27 protein-coding genes, 1 pseudogene and 1 riboswitch are annotated in these 25,119 nt (G+C 62.5%); of the genes and pseudogenes, 14 read left to right on the forward strand and 14 right to left on the reverse strand.

Going from position 1 to position 25,119, the window contains the following annotated elements:
* The 5 genes and pseudogenes from QZ571_RS10440 to QZ571_RS10460 all read right to left on the reverse strand — a co-directional run.
* A pseudogene (locus QZ571_RS10440) lies at window positions 1–104 on the reverse strand (ABC transporter ATP-binding protein); the annotation flags it as partial.
* A complete protein-coding gene (locus tag QZ571_RS10445; RefSeq protein WP_295534181.1) occupies window positions 101–892 on the reverse strand; it encodes an ABC transporter permease in 792 nt (263 codons plus the stop codon). The gene QZ571_RS10445 and the pseudogene QZ571_RS10440, both read right to left, overlap by 4 nt.
* Window positions 889–1,938, reverse strand: a complete 1,050-nt coding sequence (gene alr, locus QZ571_RS10450) for an alanine racemase (RefSeq protein ID WP_295534183.1) — start codon at window positions 1,936–1,938, stop codon at window positions 889–891. The genes QZ571_RS10445 and alr overlap by 4 nt, the downstream gene beginning before the upstream one ends.
* Window positions 1,939–1,982: 44 nt before the next feature.
* Window positions 1,983–2,684: a hypothetical protein gene (locus QZ571_RS10455; RefSeq protein ID WP_295534185.1), complete on the reverse strand. Its 702-nt coding sequence runs from the start codon at window positions 2,682–2,684 to the stop codon at window positions 1,983–1,985.
* Between the two features lie 51 nt (window positions 2,685–2,735).
* Window positions 2,736–3,497: an RNA methyltransferase gene (locus tag QZ571_RS10460; RefSeq protein WP_295534187.1), complete on the reverse strand. Its 762-nt coding sequence runs from the start codon at window positions 3,495–3,497 to the stop codon at window positions 2,736–2,738.
* A gap of 101 nt (window positions 3,498–3,598) precedes the next feature.
* On the opposite strand from QZ571_RS10460, the gene QZ571_RS10465 reads away from it, so the two are divergent.
* On the forward strand, window positions 3,599–4,216 hold the full coding sequence (locus QZ571_RS10465) for a thiamine phosphate synthase (RefSeq protein ID WP_295534189.1): 618 nt from the start codon (window positions 3,599–3,601) through the stop codon (window positions 4,214–4,216).
* Between the two features lie 10 nt (window positions 4,217–4,226).
* Window positions 4,227–4,901, forward strand: a complete 675-nt coding sequence (locus QZ571_RS10470) for an AAA family ATPase (protein ID WP_295534191.1) — start codon at window positions 4,227–4,229, stop codon at window positions 4,899–4,901.
* Window positions 4,902–4,963: 62 nt separating this feature from the next.
* On the opposite strand, the gene QZ571_RS10475 is transcribed toward QZ571_RS10470, so the two are convergent.
* A complete protein-coding gene (locus QZ571_RS10475; RefSeq protein WP_295534193.1) occupies window positions 4,964–6,187 on the reverse strand; it encodes an MFS transporter in 1,224 nt (407 codons plus the stop codon).
* A 79-nt stretch (window positions 6,188–6,266) separates the two neighbouring features.
* Here QZ571_RS10475 and QZ571_RS10480 point away from each other — a divergent pair, with 79 nt between their 5' ends.
* From QZ571_RS10480 to QZ571_RS10495, 4 genes are all read left to right on the forward strand, one after another.
* Entirely contained in the window at window positions 6,267–6,899 is a 633-nt protein-coding gene (locus QZ571_RS10480) for a DNA-3-methyladenine glycosylase 2 family protein (protein ID WP_295534195.1), read from the forward strand.
* Window positions 6,896–7,558, forward strand: a complete 663-nt coding sequence (locus tag QZ571_RS10485) for an alpha/beta fold hydrolase (protein ID WP_295534197.1) — start codon at window positions 6,896–6,898, stop codon at window positions 7,556–7,558. The genes QZ571_RS10480 and QZ571_RS10485 overlap by 4 nt, the downstream gene beginning before the upstream one ends.
* A 175-nt stretch (window positions 7,559–7,733) precedes the next feature.
* Window positions 7,734–8,333, forward strand: coding sequence for an HNH endonuclease (locus QZ571_RS10490; RefSeq protein WP_295534199.1), 600 nt, complete (start codon window positions 7,734–7,736; stop codon window positions 8,331–8,333).
* Window positions 8,334–8,489: 156 nt separating this feature from the next.
* Window positions 8,490–9,509 (forward strand): aldo/keto reductase, encoded by a 1,020-nt coding sequence (locus tag QZ571_RS10495; RefSeq protein WP_295534201.1) that lies wholly within the window; start codon window positions 8,490–8,492, stop codon window positions 9,507–9,509.
* Between the two features lie 40 nt (window positions 9,510–9,549).
* On the opposite strand, the gene kdsA is transcribed toward QZ571_RS10495, so the two are convergent.
* From kdsA to QZ571_RS10510, 3 genes are read right to left on the reverse strand one after another with little or no spacing between them, the layout of a single operon-like run.
* The gene (gene kdsA, locus QZ571_RS10500) at window positions 9,550–10,383 is read right to left on the reverse strand and encodes a 3-deoxy-8-phosphooctulonate synthase (protein WP_295534203.1); all 834 of its coding nucleotides are present in this window, start codon (window positions 10,381–10,383) and stop codon (window positions 9,550–9,552) included.
* A 27-nt stretch (window positions 10,384–10,410) separates the two neighbouring features.
* Window positions 10,411–12,129 carry a capsule biosynthesis protein gene (locus tag QZ571_RS10505; RefSeq protein ID WP_295534205.1) on the reverse strand — a complete coding sequence of 573 codons (1,719 nt, stop codon included), beginning with the start codon at window positions 12,127–12,129 and terminating at the stop codon, window positions 10,411–10,413.
* Window positions 12,113–12,766: an ATP-binding cassette domain-containing protein gene (locus QZ571_RS10510; protein WP_295534207.1), complete on the reverse strand. Its 654-nt coding sequence runs from the start codon at window positions 12,764–12,766 to the stop codon at window positions 12,113–12,115. Before QZ571_RS10510 ends, QZ571_RS10505 begins: the two co-directional genes overlap by 17 nt.
* Window positions 12,767–12,914: 148 nt before the next feature.
* Between QZ571_RS10510 and QZ571_RS10515 the strand changes: the two genes are divergently transcribed.
* Together QZ571_RS10515 and QZ571_RS10520 are read left to right on the forward strand one after the other, a co-directional pair.
* Window positions 12,915–13,496: a uracil-DNA glycosylase family protein gene (locus QZ571_RS10515; RefSeq protein WP_295534209.1), complete on the forward strand. Its 582-nt coding sequence runs from the start codon at window positions 12,915–12,917 to the stop codon at window positions 13,494–13,496.
* A complete protein-coding gene (locus tag QZ571_RS10520; protein ID WP_295534211.1) occupies window positions 13,493–14,293 on the forward strand; it encodes an SseB family protein in 801 nt (266 codons plus the stop codon). Before QZ571_RS10515 ends, QZ571_RS10520 begins: the two co-directional genes overlap by 4 nt.
* A gap of 3 nt (window positions 14,294–14,296) precedes the next feature.
* On the opposite strand, the gene QZ571_RS10525 is transcribed toward QZ571_RS10520, so the two are convergent.
* The 5 genes from QZ571_RS10525 to QZ571_RS10545 form a co-directional block, all read right to left on the reverse strand.
* Window positions 14,297–15,157, reverse strand: coding sequence for a formate/nitrite transporter family protein (locus tag QZ571_RS10525; RefSeq protein WP_295534214.1), 861 nt, complete (start codon window positions 15,155–15,157; stop codon window positions 14,297–14,299).
* A 63-nt stretch (window positions 15,158–15,220) separates the two neighbouring features.
* Window positions 15,221–16,195, reverse strand: coding sequence for a Gfo/Idh/MocA family oxidoreductase (locus QZ571_RS10530; protein ID WP_295534217.1), 975 nt, complete (start codon window positions 16,193–16,195; stop codon window positions 15,221–15,223).
* Window positions 16,196–16,354: 159 nt separating this feature from the next.
* Window positions 16,355–17,254, reverse strand: a complete 900-nt coding sequence (rpoH, locus tag QZ571_RS10535) for an RNA polymerase sigma factor RpoH (protein ID WP_295534220.1) — start codon at window positions 17,252–17,254, stop codon at window positions 16,355–16,357.
* A 188-nt stretch (window positions 17,255–17,442) separates the two neighbouring features.
* Complete coding sequence (gene cls / locus QZ571_RS10540) at window positions 17,443–18,897, reverse strand: cardiolipin synthase (RefSeq protein WP_295534223.1); 1,455 nt, start codon at window positions 18,895–18,897, stop codon at window positions 17,443–17,445.
* The gene (locus QZ571_RS10545; protein WP_295534226.1) at window positions 18,897–19,922 is read right to left on the reverse strand and encodes an RluA family pseudouridine synthase; all 1,026 of its coding nucleotides are present in this window, start codon (window positions 19,920–19,922) and stop codon (window positions 18,897–18,899) included. Before QZ571_RS10545 ends, cls begins: the two co-directional genes overlap by 1 nt.
* Here QZ571_RS10545 and QZ571_RS10550 point away from each other — a divergent pair.
* The 6 genes from QZ571_RS10550 (at window position 19,921) to QZ571_RS10575 (ending at window position 25,099) form a co-directional block, all read left to right on the forward strand.
* Window positions 19,921–20,247 (forward strand): DUF6476 family protein, encoded by a 327-nt coding sequence (locus tag QZ571_RS10550; RefSeq protein WP_295534229.1) that lies wholly within the window; start codon window positions 19,921–19,923, stop codon window positions 20,245–20,247. The genes QZ571_RS10545 and QZ571_RS10550 overlap by 2 nt on opposite strands.
* A complete protein-coding gene (gene ybeY / locus QZ571_RS10555; protein WP_295534232.1) occupies window positions 20,237–20,740 on the forward strand; it encodes an rRNA maturation RNase YbeY in 504 nt (167 codons plus the stop codon). Before QZ571_RS10550 ends, ybeY begins: the two co-directional genes overlap by 11 nt.
* 32 nt (window positions 20,741–20,772) lie before the next feature.
* Window positions 20,773–21,678, forward strand: coding sequence for a hemolysin family protein (locus tag QZ571_RS10560; RefSeq protein WP_295534235.1), 906 nt, complete (start codon window positions 20,773–20,775; stop codon window positions 21,676–21,678).
* Entirely contained in the window at window positions 21,675–23,246 is a 1,572-nt protein-coding gene (gene lnt / locus QZ571_RS10565; protein WP_295534238.1) for an apolipoprotein N-acyltransferase, read from the forward strand. Before QZ571_RS10560 ends, lnt begins: the two co-directional genes overlap by 4 nt.
* 9 nt (window positions 23,247–23,255) lie before the next feature.
* Window positions 23,256–23,305: riboswitch (SAM-SAH riboswitch) on the forward strand.
* Between the two features lie 6 nt (window positions 23,306–23,311).
* A complete protein-coding gene (gene metK, locus QZ571_RS10570; RefSeq protein ID WP_295534239.1) occupies window positions 23,312–24,478 on the forward strand; it encodes a methionine adenosyltransferase in 1,167 nt (388 codons plus the stop codon).
* 174 nt (window positions 24,479–24,652) lie between these two features.
* The gene (locus QZ571_RS10575; RefSeq protein ID WP_295534241.1) at window positions 24,653–25,099 is read left to right on the forward strand and encodes a DMT family transporter; all 447 of its coding nucleotides are present in this window, start codon (window positions 24,653–24,655) and stop codon (window positions 25,097–25,099) included.
* Window positions 25,100–25,119 lie beyond the last annotated feature (20 nt).

A 25,119-nucleotide genomic window follows, 5' to 3' on the forward strand; every position in this document is an offset into this window, starting at 1 on the left:
CCGCCGATGATGACGGTGGATTGCCCCGAAGGCACGACCAGATCGACGCCGCGCAGCACCTGCTTGGAGCCGAAGGATTTGGTGAGGGCGGAGAGCTCGATCATGCGGAGAAGAACGCTTCGGTGAGAAGGTAATTTACGGTCAGGATCGCGACCGAGGCCGCGACCACGGCGGATTTCGTGGCCCGCCCAACGCCTTGCGCGCCGCGCTGCGAATGCATCCCGTAATAGCAGCCCATGATCGCGACGATAAAGCCAAAGGCGGCGCCCTTGACCAGCCCCGAGCCGACATCCCAAAACTCCAGGAAATCCCAAGTATTCTTGAGATAGGTGGTCGAATTAAACCCCAACCGCGAGGTGCCCAGCATCCAGCCACCCATGATCCCGATCACATCGCCCACGCCCACCAGAACCGGCACGCACAGCGTCGCGGCCAGCATCCGCGGCACGGTGAGATATTTCATCGGATGGGTCGACAGCGTGGTGAGCGCATCGATCTGTTCGGTGACTTTCATCGTGCCGATTTCAGCCGCGATCGAGCTGGTGACGCGCGCCGCCACCATCAGCCCGCCCAGCACCGGCCCCAGCTCGCGCACCATGCCGATCGCGGTGATCGAGGGCACGACCTGTTCCGCCGAGAACCGGGCGCTGCCTGCGTAGATTTGCAGCGCCAGCGCGGCCCCGGTGAATAGCGCGGTCAGCCCGACCACGGGCAGTGACAGCCAGCCGATATTGAGGCACGCGCGCCAGAACTCCGCGATGTAGAAGGGCGGACGGAACAGGTGGCTGATCGCTGATCCGGCGAACATCGCCAGACGTCCTGCTGCGGCCATCAATCCTAAAGTGGCGCGTCCCAGCGCGGCTAGCGGGGTGGTCAGGCTTGCGCTGCTCATGTGCCGCGCTCGGTATAAAAGCGCGTGTAGCGCGGCCCCAGCGCGGTCAGGATTTCATAGCCAATCGTGCCCGCGATATCTGCCAGCGCGTCGATTCCCTGCGCGGCGCAAATCAAATCGAGCGTGTCGGGAACCTCGTCGAGATCGGTGACATCGGCGGTGATCAGATCCATCGAGACCCGCCCGCGCACCGGGCAGGGTGAATCGCCCGCCCAGAGGTCGGAGATATTGGACAAGACGCGGTGAATCCCATCGGCATAGCCCGCCGCGACCGTCGCAATACGCGTCACACGCTCGGCCTGCCAGAGGTTGCCATAGCCCACGGTCTCGCCCGGCTGGACCTCGCGGGTCTGGATCACGGGCAGTGACAACGTGGCGACCGGCAGTGCGGCCTCGAACGGACGCCCGCCGTAAAGACCGATGCCGGGCCGCGTGAGGTCAAAATGATAATCCGGCCCCAGCAGGATGCCCCCGGTGGCCGAGAGCGAACGCGCCACGCCCGTGCCATCGCTCATGCGGTGAAATTCAGCCAGTTGTTGCGCATTCATCGCATGGTCGGGCTCATCGGCGCAGGCCAGATGGCTCATGATCAGGGCAGGGTCTTTGGCCAGCAGCGCCGGGGCAGCTTGCGCCCAATCCTCTGCCTCAAGACCAAGCCGGTTCATGCCCGTGTCCAGTTGCACGCCAAAGGGCGCATCGGGCAGGGTCTCAAACTGGCGGGTGATTTGGTCAAGCGAGTTGAGCACGGGCGTCAGATTGGCATCGCGCAGGGTTTCAAAATCTCCCGCCATATGGCCGGAAAGCACAAATATCTGCGCATCCGGCGCAAGGTAGGGACGAATTTTGGCGCCTTCTTCGGCGACTGCGACAAAGAATGTGCGCGCGCCCGCAGCGTAAAGCGTCTGCGCCACACGCGCGGCCCCCAGCCCGTAGCTGTCGGCCTTGACCACGGCGGCGGTGCGTGTGCCTGCGCCAGAGCGCGCATCAAGCGCAGTCCAATTCGCAACCAAAGCGTCGAGGTCGATATTCAATGATGCACTAGCCATGGGTTCTTTTTCTGCGCGCGCGGCCCGAGGTCAAGCCCAAAGCATCACGGAAAGCGCGCGCCTGTCTCCAAACGCAGCTTGATGGCGTCCGTCCCACCCTTATGCGCGGCCCAAATCAGCACCGCGCAGGCGGCCTGCGCGTAAAGCCCGTTGTCGCGCCCCGCGCGCGGTGCCCACTTAAAAGGCGAGGCGGGCAGGTCGGGCTGGGGCAACGCCTTGCAGCGCTCCATCCCGGCGCGCCCGGGGTTGAGATAGCGCGGATCGTCAGACACCAGCACCGACAGCCCCTCATCGAACCAGGCTGGCATCTGGCCCCGGATCTGGCCAAGTGCGCCCAGACGGGCATGGGTCTCGGTATGGGTCAATTCATGCGCGAGGATCGTCTTGCTCAGCCCACGCGGGGCAAGTCGCACAATCGCCAAAGGCCCCAGCGAATAGGTCACCGCCGCAGCCCCGCGCCCGCCAAGGCGGCGATTGCAGGCACTGGTGACGCACGCCAGCATAAGGCTATGGGCGCGGCGGTCGGGATAAAAGGTGGCGACCTGCGCGCGCGCGGATTTTGTCAGCGCATTCAAGGTGCTGCGATCGGCTGCGGGCATGCTCGCCTCGACATACAGATCGGGCGCTAAGCGTTGCAATCCAAAGCAACGCGGACAAATCCCCGCCGCCAGCACCGGATAAAACCACATCAGCGCGGCTGCACCCAGCGCGGCGCCCGCAACAATCGCCAGTAAGGATACGCGCATCACTCGCCACATGGCGCGTATGATGGGCCAAGGCGCGCGCTTGGCAAAGCCCTAGTCGCGGGCGCGGAAAATTTGTCGCAGCGCACCGTGCAGCATCTGCACCTCCGAGCGCGTCATCGCAAAGCGCGTCCACATGTTGCGCAGGTTGCGCTTCATCATCGGGACTTTCTCGGGCGGATGGAAAAACCCGACCTCTTCAAGGCGGCTCTCGAAATGATCGCCCAGTTTCTCGACATCCTGCGCGGTGGCGGGGATGTGGGCGGCCAGCCCCGGATCGCGCGGCGTGGCCTGCAAGCTGTGGCGCGAATATTCATAGGCGCTCAGCAGCACGGCCTGCGCCAGATTGAGCGAGAAGAATTCCGGGTTCACCGGCACTGTGATGATCGCATTGGCCCGCGTGATGTCGTCATTTTCCAGCCCCGTGCGCTCGGGGCCGAACAGAATGGCGATCTTTTGGCCCGCCAGAATACGCTGGCGCGCCTCAAGCATCGCAGCCTCGGGGGTGTAGATCGGCTTGGCCAGTTCACGCCCGCGGGCGGTGGTGGCAAAGACGAAATCGCAATCGGCTACGGCTCCGGCCACATCGTCAAATACGCCCGCGAAATCCAGCACCTGTCCCGCCGCGCCCGAGGCCATCGCCACCGCTTTGGGGTTGGGCCAGCCATCGCGCGGTTCCACCAGCCGCATCCGCGACAGCGAAAAGTTCAGCATCGCGCGCGCTGCCGCCCCGATATTCTCGCCCATCTGCGGGCGCACGAGGACAAAAACGGGTTGGGTGGGCTCGGCAGGGCTGGGATCGGGCAGATCGGGCATGGTCTCTCCTTGTCTGGCGGCTCAATAGGGGCGCGCGTGGCCTCTGGCAAGGGCGCGGCGCTTGCGTTATGAGGCGTGCAAGCCGTTAAAGGAGCCACGCCATGGCCGAAGATCGTCCGCAGATTTACCTGATCACCCCGCCCGCGTTTGATGCGGCGGAGTTCGCCCCCAAACTCGCCTCGGTGCTCGACGCCCATGAGGTCGCCTGCATCCGCCTGTCGATCGCGCTCAAAGATGAGCTTGAGATCGGGCGCGCCGCCGATGCGCTGCGCGAGGTGGCCCATGCGCGCGACGTGGCGCTGGTGATCGAAAGCCATGTGCAACTGGCGCAACGCCACGGTCTGGATGGGGTGCATCTGCTCGATGGCGCGCGCCAGATCCGCTATGCGCGCAAGACCTTGGGCGAAGAGGCCATCGTGGGCAGCTATTGCAGCGCCTCGCGCCATGAGGGGCTGAACGCAGGCGAGGCGGGGGCCGATTACGTCTGCTTTGGCCCGATCGGGGAAACCGCACTGGGCACCGCCGAGCGCGCCGAATTCGACCTGTTCGCCTGGTGGTCCGAAGTGATCGAAGTGCCTGTGGTGGCCGAAGGGGCGCTGAGTGAAGAGCTGATCGCGCAATTCACCCCCGTCACCGATTGGTTCGCGCTGGGCGAGGAAATCTGGCGCGAAGACGATCCGGCTACCGCGCTGGGCCGCTACATCGCCGCGATGAGCTAAGGGAAAGCAGATGATCGACTGGCTGGGCGATAGCGACGGGCCAATGGGCGATCACGGGGCGTTCATGCATCCCGAGCTTTGCGTGCCTCGCGCCGATCTGGCCGCCCATATCCGCCAATTGGAGGGGGATCGTCTGTTGATCGCGCTGGTCGGCGCCCCCGGTTCTGGCAAATCCCATCTCGCGCAGGAATTGGCGGCCGCACTTGGCCCCGAGGCGGCGATTGTCGCAATGGACGGGTTTCACCGCGACAATGACTGGCTGGATGCCCAGGGCCTGCGCGCCGTCAAAGGCGCACCGCAAACCTTTGACATCGAAGGCTTCGCAACCCTGCTTGCCCGCATGAAGACGGCGCAAACCGATTGCCCTGTGCCGATCTTTGATCGCGATATCGACGGCGTTGTCGAGGGCGGCGCGACCGTGCCCGCAACTGCGCGCATCGTGCTGGTCGAGGGCAATTACCTGCTGCTTACCCAACCCGGCTGGCGCGATCTCTACCCGCTGTTTGATCTCTCGATCCGCATCGACACCCCCGAGGCCGAATTACGCGACCGCCTTGTCCAGCGCTGGCGTGCGCAAAATCTGGATGCGGCTGAAATCACTCGCCGGGTTGAGGAAAACGATCTGCCCAATGGCCGCGTAATCACCCGCGAGGGCCGCCCCGCCGATCTCGTGATCCGCGACTGAATTTCCAAATTCCTGAAATATCCCGGGGTGAATGGCCGCAGGCCAGAGGGGCAGCGCCCCCTCTAGCGCGTTTCTTTCGGCCGCATCACCAGCCAGATCAGCGCCGCCCCCGCCAGCGTCAGGAAGGGTAGCATCGCTAGGTTCACCGCCTGCCAGCCCGCTTGCGTATTGCCCGCCCCCGAACAATTCATCAGCCCGCCCGAGGATAGCGAGGCCAGAAACACCCCGCCAAAGACCACGAAATCATTCATCCCTTGGACATGACCGCGCTCAGACGGAGTATGCGCCGAGGCCAGCATCGCGGTTGATCCGATGAAGCCGAAATTCCAGCCCACTCCCAGCAGCATCAGCGCCAGATAGAACTTGTCCAGCTCCACCCCAGTCAACGCCACCGCCCCCGAGCACGCCAGAATCACCAGCCCGACGCCGACGATCACCTCTTTGCCAAAGCGCGAGATCAGGAAACCGGTGAAGAAGCTCGGCAGATACATTGCCAGCACATGGGCGGACACGATATTGGCCGCGTCTCCCTGTTCAAAGCCGCAGCCCACCACGGCCAAAGGCGTCGAGGTCATCACCAGATTCATCAGCGCATACGACACCATGGCGCAAATCATCGCCACCACGATCACCGGATCGCGCAGCAATTCGCGCCGCGTGCGGCCCTCGTGATGTTCGTGTTTCTTGCGACGACCGGGGGCGGGAATGTCGAGGAAGGCGAATAGAAATGGCCCCAGCGCGTTGATCGCAATGATCACCAGATAGGTCGCCATGAACGGCACCAGCATCGCCTGACTGGTGGCCTTGACCAGTTGCGGGCCGATGATCGCGGCCACCAGACCGCCCGCCATGACGTAGGAGATCGCCTTGGGCTGGAATTCCGGCGTTGCGGTATCGGTCGCGGCAAAGCGGTAAAACCCCTGCGCCGACATATAGATACCCGTCAGGAACGACCCCATCATGAAGACCGGGAACGACCCAATATATAGCGCATAGGCCGCCACCGCCGCGCCCGCAGCCCCCGCCGCATTGGCCAGAATGAACCCCGCGCGCCGCCCATAAGCGGCCATGAATTCCGACATCGGCTGCGCGCTCAGCACCGAGCCCAGCACGATCAGCGACAGCGGCAGCGTCGCGAAACAGGGATTCGAGGCCAGCATCTGCCCCGCCAGCCCGCCGATCGTAAAGATCATCGGCATCTGCGCGCCCAAAAGCGCCTGCGCCAGAACCAGCACGATCGTGTTGCGCTTTTGGCGCGAGGCGGGGGGAGAGGTGATATCGCTCATATCCGCTTGCTAGCGCGGCGTGAGAGGATGAGCAAGCGGGGGGCTGGCAAGCGGGGCCGTGATCGGGCAGGGTGCGGAAATGGTTGGACGTATCATCACCTGTGACGACGATATCGCGGAGGGCACAGCGTGGCTCTGCGCCACCGAGCCGCGCTTTGCGCAGGTCTGCGCGCAGACCGGGCCTTGGCCGCTGCGCCGACGCGAGGACGGGTTCGCCGCGCTGCGCGATGCGATTATCGGCCAGCAGGTCTCTGTCGCGGCGGCCAATGCCATTAAGAGCCGGGTGATCGAGGCGGGCTTTGGCGCGCCGGATGCGATTGCAGGCGGCACGGAAGACGCTTTGCGCGCCTGTGGTCTGTCACGTCAAAAGGTGCGCTATTTGCAGGCGCTGGCGGGCTCGGGCGTGGATTTCGACGCCCTGCGCAGCCTGCCCGATGAAGAGGTGATCGCGCAGCTTTTGCCGATCCCGGGCATCGGGCGCTGGACGGTCGAGATGTATCTGATGTTCGCGCTGGGCCGGGCTGATGTCTTCGCGGTCGACGATCTCGCGCTGGCGGAAGCGGCTCGCTTGCTTTTCGATCTGGCAGAACGCCCCAAGCGCAAGGAATTCAACGCTTTGTCTGCCGCTTGGTCGCCGTGGCGCGCGGTTGCGGCGCGCGGGCTTTGGGCCTATTACGCAGCGTGCAAAAAACGCGAAGGAGTGGCGCCATGACACGCAAACTGCAAGCCGGCCGCAAGGCGCCGCAATCGGGCAATGTAAAATCCATCATTGTGCTGTTGCACGGCTATGGCGCGGATGGCGCGGACCTGTTGGGGCTGGCCGATCCGCTGGGGCCGCACCTGCCCGACACGTTGTTCGTGGCCCCCGACGCGCCCGAGCCCTGTAAAGGCAGCCCGATGGGGCGGCAGTGGTTTCCGATCCCGTGGATCGACAATTCGACCGAGGAAGCCGCCGCGCAGGGGCTGCAAATGGCGGCCGCAGATGTGAACGCGTTTCTCGATGATCTGCTGGAAGAACATGGGCTTGGCGCGAAGAACCTTGCCGTGATCGGGTTCTCGCAAGGCACGATGTTGTCGCTTGAAGTGCTGCCGCGTCGCGCCGAACCGGTGGCTGCGCTGGTGGCGTTTTCGGGCCGGTTGTTGCGCCCCGAGGCGCTGGAAGCCGATGCGGTCTCGAAGCCGCCCGTTTTGTTGGTGCATGGCGATCAGGATCCGGTCGTGCCGTTTGAAGATATGTCCAAGGCGGGCAATGCGCTGGTCGCTGCCGGGTTTGAAACCTATGGCCATATCATGGAGGGCACGGGCCACGGCATCGCGCCCGATGGCTTGCAAGTGGCGCTGGCGTTTCTGCGCGACAAGCTGGCGGGCTAAGCCGCGCGGCGCGTCACACCCCTGTCACCTTTCTCTGCCATCCATGCCGCAGGGCAGAAATTCGCGACATCAAGAGGCTTGCCAGATCGCGAACGCCATATATAGTCGATGTTAAGGCAGGGGCGGACCCCGCCCCTGGGCCAAACGCGGCAACAGGGCGAGGACGGTTGAACCCATGCTGGACCATAGCGACAGCACCGATTTTCGAACGCAATTCACGCGTGATCCGGCAGCATTGCGCCGTCATCCCGCGCTTGTGCTCAACGCGGATTTCAGGCCGCTTTCCTATTATCCGCTGTCGCTTTGGCCCTGGCAGGAGGCGATCAAGGCGGTTTGCCTCGACCGGGTCACGATATTGGCCGAATATGATACGGTGGTGCATTCGCAGCGGCAGGCCATAAAAATCCCCTCCGTCGTTGTTCTCAAAGATTATGTTCGACCCCAGAAGCGCGTGGCATTCACGCGCTTTAATCTTTTCCTGCGCGACGAATTCAAATGCCAATATTGCGGGGCCAAGGGCGATCTGACCTTTGATCATGTGATTCCGCGCTCGCGCGGGGGGGTGACGAGCTGGGAGAACGTCGTCGCTGCTTGCTCGCCCTGCAATCTGCGCAAGGCCAACAAGCCGCTGGCGCGTTCGGGGTTGAAATTGCTCAAACCCGCGCGCCAACCCAGCCCCGAAGAAATGCAGCGCACGGGGCGGCGCTTTCCGCCCGGGCATTTGCACGAAAGCTGGATGGATTTTCTCTATTGGGACACCGAACTGGAGGCCTGAGGCCCCCTTTGTGCGCCCCATCCGCGTCTGTCGGCGATAAAATAATTGTGCGAGGGGCTGACGGGGAAACCGCTGGCGAAAGCGTCGTTGCGCCCCATCTAAGGGGCACACCCGGCGCTTGCCTGCCGGGCTCTGACACAGAAAAAGGACAGTTTCATGCGCTATAAACGTCTTGGCCCAAGCGGGCTGTTCGTCTCTGAGCTTTGCCTTGGCACAATGACCTTCGGGGGCAGCGATGGCATCTGGGGCCAGATCGGGCAACTGGGCCAGAAAGAGGCCGATGATCTGGTGAAAACCGCGCTGGATGCGGGCATTAACTTTATCGACACCGCCAATGTCTATGCAGGCGGAGAGAGCGAACGCATCCTTGGCCAGTCTCTGAAAAACCTTGGTGTGGCGCGCGAGGATGTCGTGATTGCCACCAAGGTTCTGGGGCCGATGGGCGAGGGCGTGAATGCGCGCGGTGCCTCGCGCTATCACATTATGGATCAGTGCAAGGCCAGCCTTGAGCGGCTCCAGCTTGATCATATCGACCTCTATCAAATCCACGGGTTTGACCCCCATACGCCGATCGAAGAAACGCTGGAGGCGCTTGATACGCTCGTGCGTCACGGGCATGTGCGCTATATCGGGCTGTCCAATTGGGCGGCGTGGCAGATCGTGAAAGCGGTCGGGATCGCGCAGGCCCGCCAGCTCGCCCCGATCCTGTCTTTGCAGGCTTATTACACGCTGGCCGGGCGCGATCTGGAGCGCGACATCGTGCCGATGCTGAAGGATGCCGGGATCGGCTTGATGGTCTGGAGTCCGCTGGCCGGTGGCTACCTGTCGGGCAAATATGACCGCGAGGGCAAGGGCAGCGATGGGCGGCGCGCCAATTTCGACTTCCCGCCGATCAACAAGGATCGCGCCTATGACGTGATCGAGGCGATGCGTCCGATTGCCGATGCGAAGGGCGTGTCGGTGGCGCAGATCGCGCTGGCTTGGCTGCTCCATCAAGACGCGGTGACCAGCGTGATCGTGGGGGCCAAACGCGTCGATCAGCTGCGCGACAATATCGCGGCGAGCGAGGTGAAGCTGAGTGAGGACGATCTGAAAACCTTGAACGCAGTCAGTGCGCTGCCGGCGGAATATCCCGGTTGGATGCTAGAGCGTCAGGGCGCCTATCGCGCGCAATGATCTGTGAGGGCAGGCCGGTTCGCCCGGCCTGCCGCTCGGCTTACAGCCGGATCGGGTCGTCCTTGGCCAGACGGTCGAATTGCATCAGCACCTCGACCAGTTTCGGCATTTGATCGAGCGGGATCATATTGGGACCGTCCGAGGGTGCGGTGTCGGGCGCCTCATGGGTCTCGATGAACACGCCCGCAATCCCAAGGCTGACAGCGGCGCGCGCCATCACCGGGGCGAATTCGCGCTGCCCGCCGCTCGATCCGCCTTGCCCGCCGGGCTGTTGCACCGAATGGGTGGCGTCCATGATCACCGGATAGCCCGTGCGCGCCATCTCGGGCAGGGCGCGCATATCGGCCACCAGCGTGTTATAGCCAAACGAGGTGCCCCGCTCGGTCAGCATGATCTTTTCATTGCCGGTCGAGGCCACTTTCGCGGCCACATTGGGCATGTCCCAAGGCGCAAGGAATTGCCCCTTCTTGATATTCACCACGCAGCCGGTTTCCCCCGCCGCGATCAGCAGATCGGTCTGGCGGCACAGGAAGGCCGGAATCTGGATCACATCGACCACCGCGCCCGCGATCCGGGCTTGTTCGGCGTCGTGGATGTCGGTCAAAACCGGGCAGCCAAGTTCGTCGCGCACGTCCGAGAGAATTTTGAGCCCCTCGTCGATGCCAAGACCGCGCACACCTTTCAGGCTGGTGCGATTGGCCTTGTCATAGCTGGCCTTGAAGATGAATTGCGCGCCCGCCTCGTCGCAGGCCCGCGCCATCGCTTGTGCGATCATCAGTGCATGATCGCGGCTTTCCAACTGGCAAGGCCCGGCAATCACCGTCAGCGGGCGATCGTTGGAGACGGTCAAACCGCCGATCTTTACGTCTTTCATTGGTCTTCTCCGCAGCTTTGGGGCGGCTCAGCTTGAGACCTGTTCGCGCAGGATCGAAGCAGTGAGCGACAGCATCAGATAGATGCCCGAGAAGATCAGGAAAGCCAACACTGTGTTCGAAAATGAGCGCGGGTAGGTCGCCTCATCGGGGGCCACGGGGCGCACGCCCATCTCAAGGTAGCGCACCTGTTTATTGGCCTCGATCCGCGCGGTTTCCATCTGTTGGGCGGCTGCGGAAAGCAGCATCTGGCGGGTCTGCAATTCGCCCTGCGCGATTTGCAACTGGCCCGTCACGGCAGCGAGGGATTCGCCGGATCCCTTGGCTTGCGTCAACTGGTTTCGCAGCTTTTCGATGACGCCTTTCAGACGCGCGATGTCGCCCTTGACCCCTTCGACGCGGGCTTGGTTCGGGCGCGGGTTATCCAGCAATTGCCCCAGCTCAAGGTTCTTCCTTTGCAGCTCGGTCTCAAAGCTGGATACCTGCGCCATCACCATCGAATTTTCACTGACCGGATCCAGAATTCCGACCTTTTCCTGCAGTTTTTGCACCTTGGCTTGCGCGGCAAAGACCTTGGCTTCGGCATCTTCATAGCTTTCGCGCGCGCCCTTCATCTGATCGCCGCGCAGCCGCGAGGTCAGCTGGTCAACCTGCTGTTCCGCATAAGAAATAAGGGCTTCCGAGAATTTCTGGGACTCGGAGGGATTGGGCGCGACCACCTCCATCTTGACGATGCCTTCAGAGGGGTCATAGCCGATTTTCACCATCTTTTCATACAGCCTGTAGGCTTGCTCATCGCTGGAGCCTTTGGGCAGGCGCTGCAGCGGGTCAATCGAGGGGTTTTCAAACACCGTCTTAAAGCCGAGATCCTTGTCGAGACGCTGCATCGCATCGCGCGACTGCAGGTAGGATTGCACGGTGACGGAATCCTGATTGGTCGCAAGCTGCGTGCCCGAGAACAGGCTGCCCAGCCCCGATTGGCCCAGACCTTCGGCCTTCTGAATCACGAAGGCGGATTTCGTCGCATACATCGGCGTGGCCATGACGTAGTAGTAATAGCCCGCGATGAGCGTCGGCAAGAAGACGAAAAACATCAGACGGGCCGTCAAAAGGGCCAGTTTGCGGCGGCGACGTTTCGAGATATCGCTTTGAATTTTAAAGATTTGTGCGGCGCGATGATCGGATGAGTTCACATCGGTCGAGGGCAGTTGCCCGGGTTGGGTCGTTTGCGGCAGTTGCACGCGCGTATCGGCCCCTGCGCCATCGGTGCGCGCCAGCGCGCGCGAGGTTGCTTCTTCCACCTCATGGGGCTTGATGAGCGCCACGATATTGGAGCGATCAAACGGGTCGATCCCGCGCCGCCGCAGCAGCAGCACCGCCTCAAAATCAGAGGTCGCCTGAATGCCGTGTTTCTGCGCCATCCGGCGCGCCAGACGCAATTGGCGCCCCGTCAGCCCCTCGTTGCGCACGCGCGCGATCTCTTCTTCAAGCGTCAATTCGCCCGCAGCGATTACATCGGTCCCGCCAGCGGCGCTTGGGAATTTCTGATCGCCAAAGCCATCATCCTGAGGTTCAAAAATCGATGCAGGATCATCGGTTTGTGCATTTTTGGGTGGCGTGTTCGGGGTGGCTGCCTTGGGCGAAGGGGGGGCTGCGGGCGCAGGCGCTTTGGGCGCAGATTTGCCATCGGCCAACACGGGTGCGTCGCGACGGATGCGGTATTTCTGAGCCTTAGGATTGGTAGTCATACATCCGCTTCGCTTCTTCCAGAGTGTCAAACATATATAGCTGGCCATCGCGCAGAACGGCCGCCGAGCGGCAGAATTTTTCGAGCGTAGCGGGCTGGTGTGAGACCACGACAACGGTGGTGTCGCGCAGCCGCTCGCGCAAGATCGAACCCGCCTTGCGGTTGAATTCGACATCGGTGGTGGACGGCATCCCCTCGTCGATCAGGTAGATGTCGAATTCCAGTGCCAAAAGCAACGAAAACGTGAACCGCGAGCGCATTCCCGAACTATAGGTGCCCACGGGCATGTCGAAATATTCGTCGATTCCGGTGAGCCAGCGGCAGAACGCCTCGACATAGTCGGGATCCAGCCCGTAAAGGCGTGCGATAAAGCGGGCGTTTTCGCGTGCGGTATGCTTGGTCACGACGCCGCCCATGAACCCAAGTGGAAATGAGACGCGGCAGGATTTGCGAATCTCGCCCTCATCGGGTTTTTCCAAGCCCGCCATCATGTTGATGATCGTCGTCTTGCCCGTGCCATTGGGGGCCAAAATGCCAAGCGAATTGCCCAATTCCACGCGAAAGCTGGCGCGATCAAGGATCACCTTGCGCTGCTTACCCGTCCAAAAGGACTTTGAGACGTTTTCGAATTCGAGCATGGCTTTGTGGGTCCGGCACTTTCTGTGCGCTAAAACAGCATGAGATGAGTTGGTTAATAAAGTAACCTAAGCGTGGAATTGGGCATCATTATGTCTATTTACGAGTAGGTAAGGCAATGGAGAACGGTTTGTTTCGGGTTCAGAGACGATGAGCGCCACAATTCACGATGAGATCCGCGCCTGCCGTATCTGTGCTCAGCGATTCCGGGCGAGCCAGACGCACCATGAGCCGCGCCCGGTGGTGTGGTTTGAACGCGGCGCGAAGGTGCTGATTGTCGGGCAGGCGCCGGGGCTGCGGGTGCATGAAACGGGGCGGCCCTTTACTGATCGGTCCGGCGATCGGCTGCGTGACTGGATGGGGCTGGACGAGGCGACGTTTTACGACCGCGCGCGCATCGCGATCGTGCCGATGGCATTTTGCTTTCCGGGCTATGACGCAAAGGGCGCGGACCTGCCGCCGCCTGCGATTTGTGCGCAGACGTGGCGGGCCAGTGTGATGGCCGAGCTGGGCACGCCCGATCTGACGCTGTTGGTGGGGGGCGCCGCGCAACGCTGGCATCTGGGTACGCGCAATGTGACCGCCACCGTGGCAGGCTGGCGCGATCATGCGCCGCGCGTCTTTCCCTTGCCTCATCCGTCGTGGCGCAATACGGGATGGCTCAAACGCAATGCGTGGTTTGAAACCGATCTGATCCCGGCGTTGCGTGCGAAGGTGAAGGAGCTGACATGACCCCCTATGACCGCGCCCATGCGCTGATGCAGGCCGAACCCGAGAACGAAGCCAAGCGTCTGGCTGTGTATGACCGTCTCGCCGATGCCGAGCTGTTCTTGTTGCTCGAAGAAGAGCCCGAGGATGAAAACATCAAACCACAGGTTTTTGCCGCAGATGAGGGCGATTTCGTGCTGGTGTTTGACACCGAAGAGCGCATGGCGGAGTTCGCCGATGCCGCTCAGCCCTATGCCGCGCTCCCCGGTCGCGTGATCGCGCAGCATCTGGTGGGCGAGGGGATCGGCCTTGGGGTCAATCTGGGTGTGGCGGAATCTGCGATGCTGCTGCCGCCCGAGGCGCTGGATTGGTTGACCGAGACGCTGGCCAACACGCCCGCGCAGGCGCAGGGCCGCCCGGTCTCGTTCAGCGCGCCTGCGCTGTCGCCTGCGGTGCTGGCGCTGTTGATGCCCGCCTATCAGGCCAAGCTGGATCAGCTTGCCGGTATCGCGCAGGCGGCGGTGCTGGGGGGCGTGACCTATGATGATGGGCATCGTGGCCATGTGCTGGCCGTGATCGGCGCGCATGAGCATTTCCGCCCCGGCATTGCCAAGGCGATGGGCGAGGCGCTGACTTTTTCAGGCCTTGATGCGGGCGAACTGGATGTGACCTTTCTTGAGCCAAACGACGCATCAGCGAAAATCTTACTTGATCAAGGTCTTGTGCTGTATATCCCCGAGCCGGTCGAGGAAGAGGTGCAAGAAATCACCCCCGGCGCGGCCCCCGGCATGGACCCAACCAAGCCGCCGATCTTGCGCTAGGGGTTAGTCGCTTTCGACCTCGTTCTTGACCTGACCCCAGGTGAGCAGGGTGAACACGGCCGTACCCCCCGCCACATTGCCCGCCAGCACCGGCAAAAAGAACCGCCCCAGCGCCTCGGAGATCGTCAGATCACCGTTCCAGATCAGCAGCCCCGCCTCGACCGAGCCGGCAATGACATGTGCCGATCCCGAGGCCGATAGCAGCCACGTCATCCCGAGGATCACGAAAAACGCATTGCCTTGCGCGGCGGGGATGATCCAGACCACGGCGGCGATGATGATCCCGGCGGGGATGGCGCGGTAGAAATTCGCGCTCGCCGTGCCTTCGGTGGCGTGGCGCGCCACGGCTAGCAAGCTGTCGCCCATTTGCGGGCTCAAGACATTTGGCAGGCTGAGAAAACCCGAGGCAATCGCGCAGCCCACCACATTGGCAAGCAGCACGATCCCCCAGAGCCATAACATCTTGCGCAGACATGACACCGAGCGATCGGCCACGACGGGCAAGACCGTGGTGATCGTATTTTCGGTAAACAGTTGCATGCGGCCGAAAATGATTACCAGAAAGCCCACGGAATAGCCCAGAGATTCCACCAAGATCGCCCAATCGGCGTTGGGCAGATGGGCGTGCAGGGTAGCTTGTGCGAGCACCGAAAGGCTGATGAGCACCCCCGCCGCCAGCCCCGACCAGATCAGCGAGACGGTGGGGCGGTTGAGCTCTTCTTCGCCATCGCGGCGGATGACCTCATAGACCAGCCGGGCCGAAAGCCGCGAGGCGTGAAAGACCGATCTTTCCTCGGCGGGTTCACGGATGGCTTCGCGGGAGGCGGACTTTTCGGCGCGGGGGGAGGGGGTGTCGCTGTTCATGCGATCTGAACAGGCGAGGCGCGAAATTGTTCCCTGCCCTGTGTAATCCCCCGCGGCGCGCGCCTAGATCTCGCTTGCGCGCACCAGATCAATCATCGCCTGCGTGCCGCGCGCGTCCTCTAGCGTCCAGGGGTAGGGCGCGCCCTCGCGGATATGGCGCACGAAACTCTCGACCTGCAAGACATAGTGGTTCACGCCGGGAAAGCGCTGCACGCAATCGGGCTTGCCCGCGCGGATCAGCGTCACCTCGGCTTGGTCGAACACATTGGGGTTGAACGGGCAGTTCAGGCGGATCAGCCCGTCGCTGCCTTGAAACGTCACCTCTTGGCGCGGATGCAGCCGGGTCGAGGTGATCGCGGAATAGGTAAACGCGCCCTTGGCGTTTTCCATCGCGCCGGTGACTTGGGTGAAGGTGTCGACCGCGTTCTCGCGATGGATGATCGCGCGCAGATCGCGCGGCTCGGCGCGCGCGGCGTAGCGTACCGATGAATAGGCGTAAACGCCGATATCAGGGATCGAGCCCCCGCCGGTTTCGGGCTTGTTGCGGATGTTTTCGGGGTCAGAATTGTTGAAGCTGAACACCACATCGGCATGGCGCAACTCACCGATCTGGCCCTCGTCGAGCCACTGACGCGCGAGCTGCCATTGCGGGTGATGCACGATCATATAGGCCTCGGTCGCGAATTTGCCCGACGCATCGCGCGCTGCGATCAGGGTGTCGATGTCATCCGCCTGCATCGCGATCGGCTTTTCGCACAGCACATGCTTGCCCGCCGCCAGCGCCTTGGCCGTCCACTCGACATGCAGCGTGTTGGGAAGCGGGATATAGACCGCCTCGATTTCGGGGTCCGCCAGCAGCGCGTCATAGCTGTCATGCACTTTAAGATCGGGCGCGAAGTTGATGAAATTCTGCGCTTTCTCGGCGCTGGAGGTGGCAAGGGCCGCCAATCTAGCACCACGCGCGGCGTGGATTGCGGGGCCCATATGCTGGCGGGCGAAATTTGCCGCCCCAAGTATTCCCCAGTTCATAACATCCATAGCGGTCCCCTTGCGTTGCTCGGGTCATGCTAGCGCAAACAGCGCCGGGTGCAACATAGCTGTGCCGCGTTGCGGGCACAGGCGCGGCGCGACGAAAAAACACCGCCCCCGGTCGGGAGCGGCGTGAATACTCGTTACGATACAGCAAGAAACAGAGTTTTAGGCGGGCACGCTCATGCCCTTTTCGCGCGCCAATTCGGTCATGCGCTTTTGCAGTTTTTCAAACGCGCGCACTTCGATCTGGCGGATACGTTCGCGCGAAACGTCATATTGGCCCGATAGCTCTTCGAGCGTGAGGGGATCATCGCGAAGGCGGCGCTGCATCAAGATGTCTTTCTCGCGCTCGTTGAGAACATCCATCGACGCCATCAGCATCGCGCGCCGGGTTTCCAGCTCTTCGTTTTCGGCATAGGCCTCGGCTTGATCGGCATCCTGATCTTCCAGCCAATCCTGCCATTGTGCCGAGCCGCCGTCATCGCCCGCCCCGACCTGCGCATTCAGCGAGGCGTCCGCGCCCGACATTCGCCGGTTCATCGAGATCACCTCGGCTTCGGTCACGTTCAGATCATGCGCGATCCGGGCCACGTTTTCGGGGCGCATATCGCCGTCTTCATAAGCCCCGATCTTGGATTTCGCCTTGCGCAGGTTGAAAAACAACTTCTTCTGCGCGCTGGTCGTGCCCAGTTTCACAAGGCTCCACGAGCGCAGGATATATTCCTGAATCGCCGCGCGGATCCACCACATCGCATAGGTCGCAAGGCGGAACCCCTTTTCAGGGTCAAACCGCTTGACCGCCTGCATCAGACCGACATTGGCCTCAGAAATCACCTCGGCTTGCGGCAGACCATAGCCACGATAGCCCATCGCGATCTTGGCGGCCAAGCGCAGGTGGCTGGTCACCATCTGGTGGGCCGCTTCGGTGTCTTGATGATCGGCCCAGCGTTTGGCCAACATATATTCCTGCTCTGGCTCCAGGAGGGGGAATTTCCGGATCTCTTGCAGGTAACGATTCAACCCCTGTTCGGGGCTGGGGGCCGGAAGGTTGGTGTAACTGGTCATCTCTGTTCCATGTCTCCCTGTGTCGGCCGCTCAATATGAAGACCGTGAGCGGACGTTTCAAGGTCAACGCATTACGGAGCATATTGGTTCAATTTGGCACTGCGGCGCGGTGTCGCATATTTAGATGAACGGGAGATGAAGCGGCTTCCGTCGTCTAATATGCGATTATCACGCCCTTGTGAGGTATACTACAGTACCGGCGCAAGGATCGACACAAGGTTATTGGCCAGTCGGCGCGCAAGCGACCATTGTGCAAGGCTATCACTATCAATGCGCACCGAGTGCTCAAGCCAGCCGTCCTGCGCAGCGGCCAGATCGCGCGCCAGAGCCGGGTCGCTCATCAGCACGCAGGCCTCGTAATTCAGCTCATAGCTGCGCCGATCCAGATTGGCCGAACCAAGGATCAGCGCGTGATCATCGGCCAGCAAGGTCTTGGCGTGCAATATTCCCGGTCCGTGTTCGTAAATCTGCACGCCCGCGGCGATCAGGGCGGGATAATAGCTGCGCGAGGCCAGCGCGACAAAGCGGCTGTCATTGCGGCGCGGCACAATCAGACGCACCACCACCCCGCGCCGCGCGGCGGCCCGCAAGGCGGCGTCCAAGCCCTCGCCGGGCACGAAATAGGGGGTTGTCAGCGTCAGGCTGTCACGTGCGGCCCCGATGGCTGCGTCAAACACATCCGGGATCGCGCGCGCATCCAGCATCGGCCCGCTGGCAAAGCAAATCGCGGGTGCGCCGAGGGCGGCTGTGGGGGAGGGTGTGACCTGCGTCTCGGGCGTGTCGGGCTCGGCCTCAAGCGCGCGGCCGGTATGGGTCATCCAATCGGTGGCGAAGATATGGGCATGTTGGGCGACGATTGGCCCCTCAAGGCGCAGCAAGATATCGGTCCAAGGGGCAAAGCGGGCTTTGATCTTGAACTCGGGGGCCGCGATATTGCGACTGCCGATATAGGCGATGCGCGCGTCGATCACCGCCAGTTTGCGGTGGTTGCGCAGGTCAATCCGGCTGGTGGCGAGTTTGAACAGCGCCCAATGAAACGGAAAAGCCACGCTGGTTTGCACCCCGGCGGCCCGCATCGCTTGCCAATGGGGGGCCCGCAAGAAGGTGCGCGCGCCCAGGCCATCGACCAGCAGGCAGACCTCGACCCCGCGCTTGGCGGCCCGAATCAGCGCCTCGGCCAAGGCGCGCCCGACGGGATCATCCAGCCAGATATAGCTGATGATGTGAACCGAGTCGGACGCCGCCTCGATATCCTCGATAAGGGCGGCGATCTGGTCTTGGGCGGGCACCAGAAGACGCGGGGCGCAGGCGTGGCTGATGGCATAACCGTTCACGCTGGCGGCACGCGCGAAGGCTGCGCGCCACGCCTCGGGCGGGGGATCAAAGCGGTGCCGCGCGCGCGGCGGGGGCAGGGCGGCCAGCGTCTTGCGTTGCCGTTGCGCGATGCGAAAATTCAGCCGTGTCTCGCCCACCAGTAAATATAAAACCACCCCCGCCACAGGCACGGAGAAGATCAACACCAGCCAGCCTGCGCGCACCGCCGGGGGCTTGTCAGGGCGGGCCAGCACGCGGATCGCCGCCCCGATCTGCGCCAAAAGATGCAGCGCGACCGCAAGGTTGAGCGTGCCGAGCGCCTCGATCATCACGCCCCCCTGCGCAGGCTTTCGATCAGGGCCTGCATATCGGCGGGTAGCGGGGCCTCGAAGGAGAGCTCTTCTTCGGTCACCGGATGGATAAAGCCCAACGTCGCGGCATGCAGCGCCTGACGCGGGAAGGCGCGCGCAGCCTCGGCCCCGTGTGCGCCCACGGCTTTTTCGCTGAGCTTGCGCTTGCCGCCATAGGTCGGATCGCCCAGCAAACCGTGCCCGGCATACGACATATGTACCCGGATTTGATGCGTACGCCCGGTCTCCAGCCAGCAATCGATCAGCGCCGCGGCCCCGTGAAAGCCCTCAACCACATGGGTGCGCGTCACCGCATGTCGCCCGCCATTGGCCACGACCGCCTGTTTCTGACGGTCAGTCTTGTGGCGCGCAAGCTGGGTCGCGATTTTCAAAATGCCGCCATGTTCAAAGCTGACGCCCCGCGTGCCGCGCAGACGCGGATCGGCGGCGTCGGGGATGCCATGACAGACGGCTAGATAGTGGCGATGCACGGTGTGGGCCTCAAATTGCGCGGCCAGCCCGTGATGGGCGCGATCTGATTTGGCGACCACCAGCAGCCCAGATGTGTCCTTGTCGATGCGGTGCACGATGCCGGGGCGGGCCTGCCCGCCGACCCCCGACAGATTGCCGCCGAAATGGTGCAGCAGCGCGTTGACCAGCGTGCCCTCGGGCGTGCCCGGCGCGGGATGGGTGACCATGCCCGCAGGCTTGTTGACCACGATCAGATCGGCGTCTTCCCACAGCACCTCAAGCGGGATATCTTGGGCCAGCGTCTCGACCGCTTTGGGCGGCTCCAGCGCGATGGCGTAGATCTCGCCCTCGGTGACCTTGGCCTTCTGATCGGTGACCGGCGTGCCCTCACGGCTCACCGCGCCCTCTGCGATCAGCCGTGCGAGGCGCGAACGCGACAGCGCCGCTTCCTCTGGCACAGCGGCGGCCAGTGCCTTATCAAGGCGCGGACCCATGCCCGGCCCGATCTCGACGTTGAGGATATCTTTTACCATGTCCGACCTGCCTGACGATGATGTCCCTGCCACGCTGCCCCCTGATCTGCGCTTTCTCAAGCTGCTGGTCACGGTGCTGGCGGGCGTGATGATTTTGGGGCTTGTAGCGATTGTGACGCTGCTTGTCATCCGTCTGCAAACACCGAGCCCCTTGCCGCAAATTCCAAGCCAGATCACGCTGCCCGCAGGCGCTCATCCTGAGGCCGTGACATTCGCGCGCGGCTACACGGTTGTGGTGACCGATCAGGGCGATGTGCTGGTTTATAGCGCGACAGGGGCGCAACTGGCGCAGGTGGCGATCACGGGGTTGCAGGATGGACATTGATATCGAAATCGAGGCTCCGGCTTGGGAGGCGCTGGACCTGCCGGCCTTGGTTGCGCATGTCGCGCCCTTGGTGTTGCGCGATCGCGGGCTCGACCCTGACATATGCACGCTGTCGATTCTGGCCTGTGATGATGCCCGTATCGCCGAGTTGAACGCTGATTTTCGCGCCAAGCCTCAGGCGACCAACGTGCTAAGCTGGCCTGCGCAGGAACGTGGGGCGGATCAGCCCGGGGCCGAGCCCGACCGCCCCGCACCCGATGTCTTTGGCGAGATCGCGCTGGGCGATGTCGCGATTGCCTATGAAACCTGTCAGCGCGAGGCGGCCGATCAGGGCAAACCCATTGAAAATCATGTGACGCATCTGATCATTCACGCTATTCTGCATTTGCTTGGTTACGATCATATTCATGAGCAAGATGCGCAGTTGATGGAACAAATCGAAGTTCGCCTGCTTGAAAACGAAGGGATAGTTAACCCATATGGACAAGACTAAGCCCAAACGGGTCAAGATTTTGGAAAGGGACGATGGAACAGGTCACTGACGCAGCGCAGCAGTCCGCCGACACTGAGGACGCGACTGAGGGTTCAGACAACGCTGAACCGGGACAGTCTTTTGAGCCCGCCGCGCGCGGGCTATTGAGCCGATGGTTCGGGGGACGCTCCTCTGCTGATGAGTCCCAGATCGAACAGTCCCATCCTCCAGCCCCCGTGCCGCCGCCGGGGCTGGGTAACCTGCGCCGGATGCGTGTTGGCGATGTTGCGATCCCCAAAGTCGAGATCGAGGCCGTGCCGGTCACTATCTCGCGCGACGAATTGGTGCAGAAATTCCGCGAGCATGGTTATTCGCGCCTGCCGGTCTTTAAAGAGACCTTGGATACGCCTTTGGGGCTTGTTCACCTTAAGGACTTGGCGCTGGAATACGGCTTTGGCTCGGGCAATGGGCGGTTCAATCTGCGCAAGCTGATCCGTCCGTTGCTGTATGTGCCCCCGTCCATGCCAATCGGTGTGCTGCTGCAAAAGATGCAGGTGCAGCGCATTCATATGGCCTTGGTGATTGACGAATATGGCGGGGTCGATGGTCTGCTGACACTTGAGGATCTGATCGAACAGGTGATCGGTGAGATCGAGGATGAGCATGACGAGACCGACGACGGTTACTGGCGCGAGGAAAAGCCCGGCCAATGGATCGTGCAGGCGCGCGCGCCAGTGCATGAATTCGAAAGCGTGACGGGCATTCGACTGGCTGATGCCGAGGCTGATGACGAGATCGATTCAATGGGTGGGCTGTTGTTCATGCAATTGGGCCGGGTGCCCGCGCGCGGTGAGGTCGTGGTGACCGAAAACGGCGTCGAGTATGAAGTGATTGATGCCGATCCGCGCCGCATCAAGCGGCTGCGGGTGCGCCTGCCCGGCGTGGCAGCCGCCGAATGATCGCAGCGATGCGGGCCGGATTTCGCGCGCCATTGCGCCCGCGCTGGCAAGGCCTGCTTGGCGCGCTTGTGCTGGGCGCCTTGGTGGCGGCGGGGCAAGCGCCGCTGGGCCTGTGGTGGATCGCACTGCCCGCATTGGCTGGCGTGGTCTGGCTTGGCTCGGGGCAGCGTTGGGCGGCTTCGGTCGCGTGGATCGGATTCGCGGCGGGATTTGGCTATGCGCTTGCGGCGATGTTCTGGATCGTCGAACCCTTCATGGTCGAGGCCGAGGTTTACGGCTGGATGGCCCCCTTCGCGCTGATCCTGATGTCGGCGGGGATGGGCGTGTTTTGGGCGCTTGGGTTTGGCCTTGGCGCGCAAATCGGGCCGGGGCCGGGGCCGGGGGCGCGTGGCTTGGGGATCGCGCTGGGCATGGCGGCGTCGGATGCGTTGCGCTCGTATGTGTTTACCGGATTTCCTTGGGTGCTGGTCGGGCATATCTGGATCGGCACGCCCGTGGCGCAAGCGGCGGCCTTTGTCGGGCCTCTGGGGCTGAGCCTGCTCACGATGGGGATTGCGGCCGCCCCGGCGATGGCAGCAAGCCTGCGCGGTGGGCGCGGGGGGGCGCTGCTTGGCGTGGCGCTGCTCAGTTTGGGGGCGATCTGGTTGGCTGGCGCGGCACGTCTGGACGCGCCGACACCGGCGCGCACGCCCCCCGTCCATCTGCGTCTGGTGCAACCCAATGCGGCGCAAAACCTCAAATGGTTGCCGCAATATCGGATGAAATTCTTTGATCGGTTGCTGCGCCTGACCAGCACGCCGCCCGAACCCGGCACGCCTAAGCCCGATCTGATCGTCTGGCCCGAAACCGCAGTGCCGTTCCTGTTGGATCGCCCCGGTCAGGGCCTTGAGCTATCGGTTCAGGCGGCAGGGGGCGTGCCGATTGCGATGGGCATTCAGCGCAGCCAAGGATCGCGCTATTACAACTCGCTTGCGGTGATTGGGCCGGACGCTGTGGTGCGCGATATTTACGACAAATCCCACCTCGTGCCCTTTGGCGAATACATGCCCTTTGGCGATTTTCTGGCGCGCTTTGGAATGACGGCCTTTGCGGCGCAGGTGGGCAATGGCTATTCTGCGGGCACGGGTGAGAAGCTGCTGGACCTTGGCACTTTGGGCAAGGTTGCCCCGCTGATCTGCTACGAGGCGATTTTCCCACAGGATTTGATGCATTTCCCGTCGCGTCCCGACTGGATTTTGCAAGTCACCAATGATGCGTGGTTTGGCACGTTGAGCGGCCCTTACCAGCATCTCGCCCAAGCCCGGCTGCGCGCGATCGAACAGGGCCTGCCGCTGGCGCGCGACGCCAATACCGGGGTGAGCGCGCTGATCGACGCCAAGGGGCGCATCGTGGCCAGTCTGGGAATGGACCGTGCAGGGGTGCTCGATGTGACCTTGCCAGCCTCGCTGCCCAAGACGCTGTATGCCAAGCTGGGCGATGGGCCGATCATTGCGCTGATTGCGGCGTTATTCATCGTTTCCTTACTGATTGCGCGCATTTTCATTGACCGCAGCGTCAAGCGGCACTAGCTAAACCGCTACCCGCTCCAACGGCTTCCTGACGGTGCGGGGTAATTCACAACGGAGCACGTCCCATGACACGCGAAAGCTATATTTTCACTTCCGAGTCTGTCTCGGAAGGCCATCCTGATAAGGTCTGTGACCGGATATCGGATGCAGTTCTTGATACATTTCTGGCTGAAGAGCCCAATGCCCGCGTCGCCTGCGAGACGTTTGCCACCACCAATCAGGTTGTTGTCGGCGGCGAGGTTGGCCTGTCGGACAAAGAAAAACTGGCCGAATATATGGGCCGGATCGACGGTATCGTGCGCGAATGCGTGAAAGATATCGGCTATGAGCAGGATGAGTTTCACTGGGCTACGCTGAACGTCTCGAACTTCTTGCACGCGCAATCGGCCCATATTTCGCAAGGCGTCGATAAGGACGGGGCGGGCGATCAGGGCATCATGTTTGGCTTTGCGACCGATGAGACGCCCGAGCTGATGCCCGCGCCGATCCATTACAGCCACGCGATTTTGCGCCGTCTGGCAGAGGCGCGCAAATCGGGGGCCGAACCCACGCTGCGCCCAGATGCCAAGTCGCAGCTTTCGGTGCGCTATGAGGGCGGCAAACCGGTCGGGGTCAGCTCGATCGTGCTGTCGACCCAGCATTCCGATGCCAACCAGACCTCGGAAGATATCCGCGCGATTGTCGAACCCTATATCCGTGAAGTGCTGCCCGAGGGCTGGATTTCGCCCGACACCGAATGGTGGGTGAACCCGACGGGCACGTTTGTGATCGGTGGGCCGGATGGCGATGCGGGCCTGACGGGGCGCAAGATCATCGTGGATACATATGGCGGTGCCGCGCCCCATGGCGGAGGTGCGTTTTCGGGCAAAGACCCGACCAAGGTGGACCGCTCGGCCGCCTATGCCGCGCGGTATCTGGCGAAAAACGTGGTCGCCGCCGGGCTGGCCAAGAAATGCGTCATTCAGGTCAGCTATGCGATTGGTGTGGCCAAGCCGCTGTCGATCTATGCCGATACGTTTGGCACCGGCGTGGTGCCCGATGAGCAGATCGAAAAGGCGGTTGGCGCGGTGATGGACCTCACGCCCAAGGGCATTCGCGACGCGCTGGATCTGTGCCGCCCGATTTATTCGCGCACCGCAGCTTATGGGCATTTCGGTCGTGCGCCGGAGGCCGATGGTGGCTTTAGCTGGGAAAAGACCGATCTGATCGAGGCGCTCAAAAAGGTGATCTGAGCGGTTGCAAGGGATGTGGCGCAGGCGGGGCAATGCTCCGCCTGTTGTCGTTTCGAGGGGGCGCTGCCCCCTCTGGCCTGCGGCCAGCCCCCCGGGATATTTCGATCAAGAGGAAGGGGGCTTGAGGCGCGCCTCGTTCCGGGTCACTTTCAACGGCAATTGGAGGAGAGAACGATGCCTGATTATCTGCGTTACGCTACCATCATGCTGTCTGCGGGTTTGGGGATTCCGGTTCTTGCAGCGCTGAATGCGCAACTGGGCGCGCGCATCGGATCGCCCGCCGTCGCGGCGGTGGTTTTATTTTGCGTGGCGCTGTCTGGCGCGGTGGCGGTCATGTCGGTGACAACCGGGCCCTCCGCGATTGCGCGCCTGCCGAGTCAACCGTGGTATTTGTTTCTCGCAGGGCTGTTGGTGGCGTTTTATGTGCTGTCCGTCACGTTCATTGCGCCGCGCTTTGGCGTTGGCAATGCGGTGTTTTTCGTGCTGCTGGGGCAGATGATCTCGGCGGCGGCGATTGATCAATTTGGGCTGTTCGGGGCCTTGGTGCGCCCGCTCACTCTGGCGCGGGGGGCAGGGATCGGCGCGATGTGTTTCGGGCTTTGGCTGATACAGAAGGCTTGAGTTTTGCGCCCCCTCTCGTT

Source organism: uncultured Thioclava sp., from assembly GCF_913064665.1.
GTDB classification, from domain to species: domain Bacteria; phylum Pseudomonadota; class Alphaproteobacteria; order Rhodobacterales; family Rhodobacteraceae; genus Thioclava; species Thioclava arctica.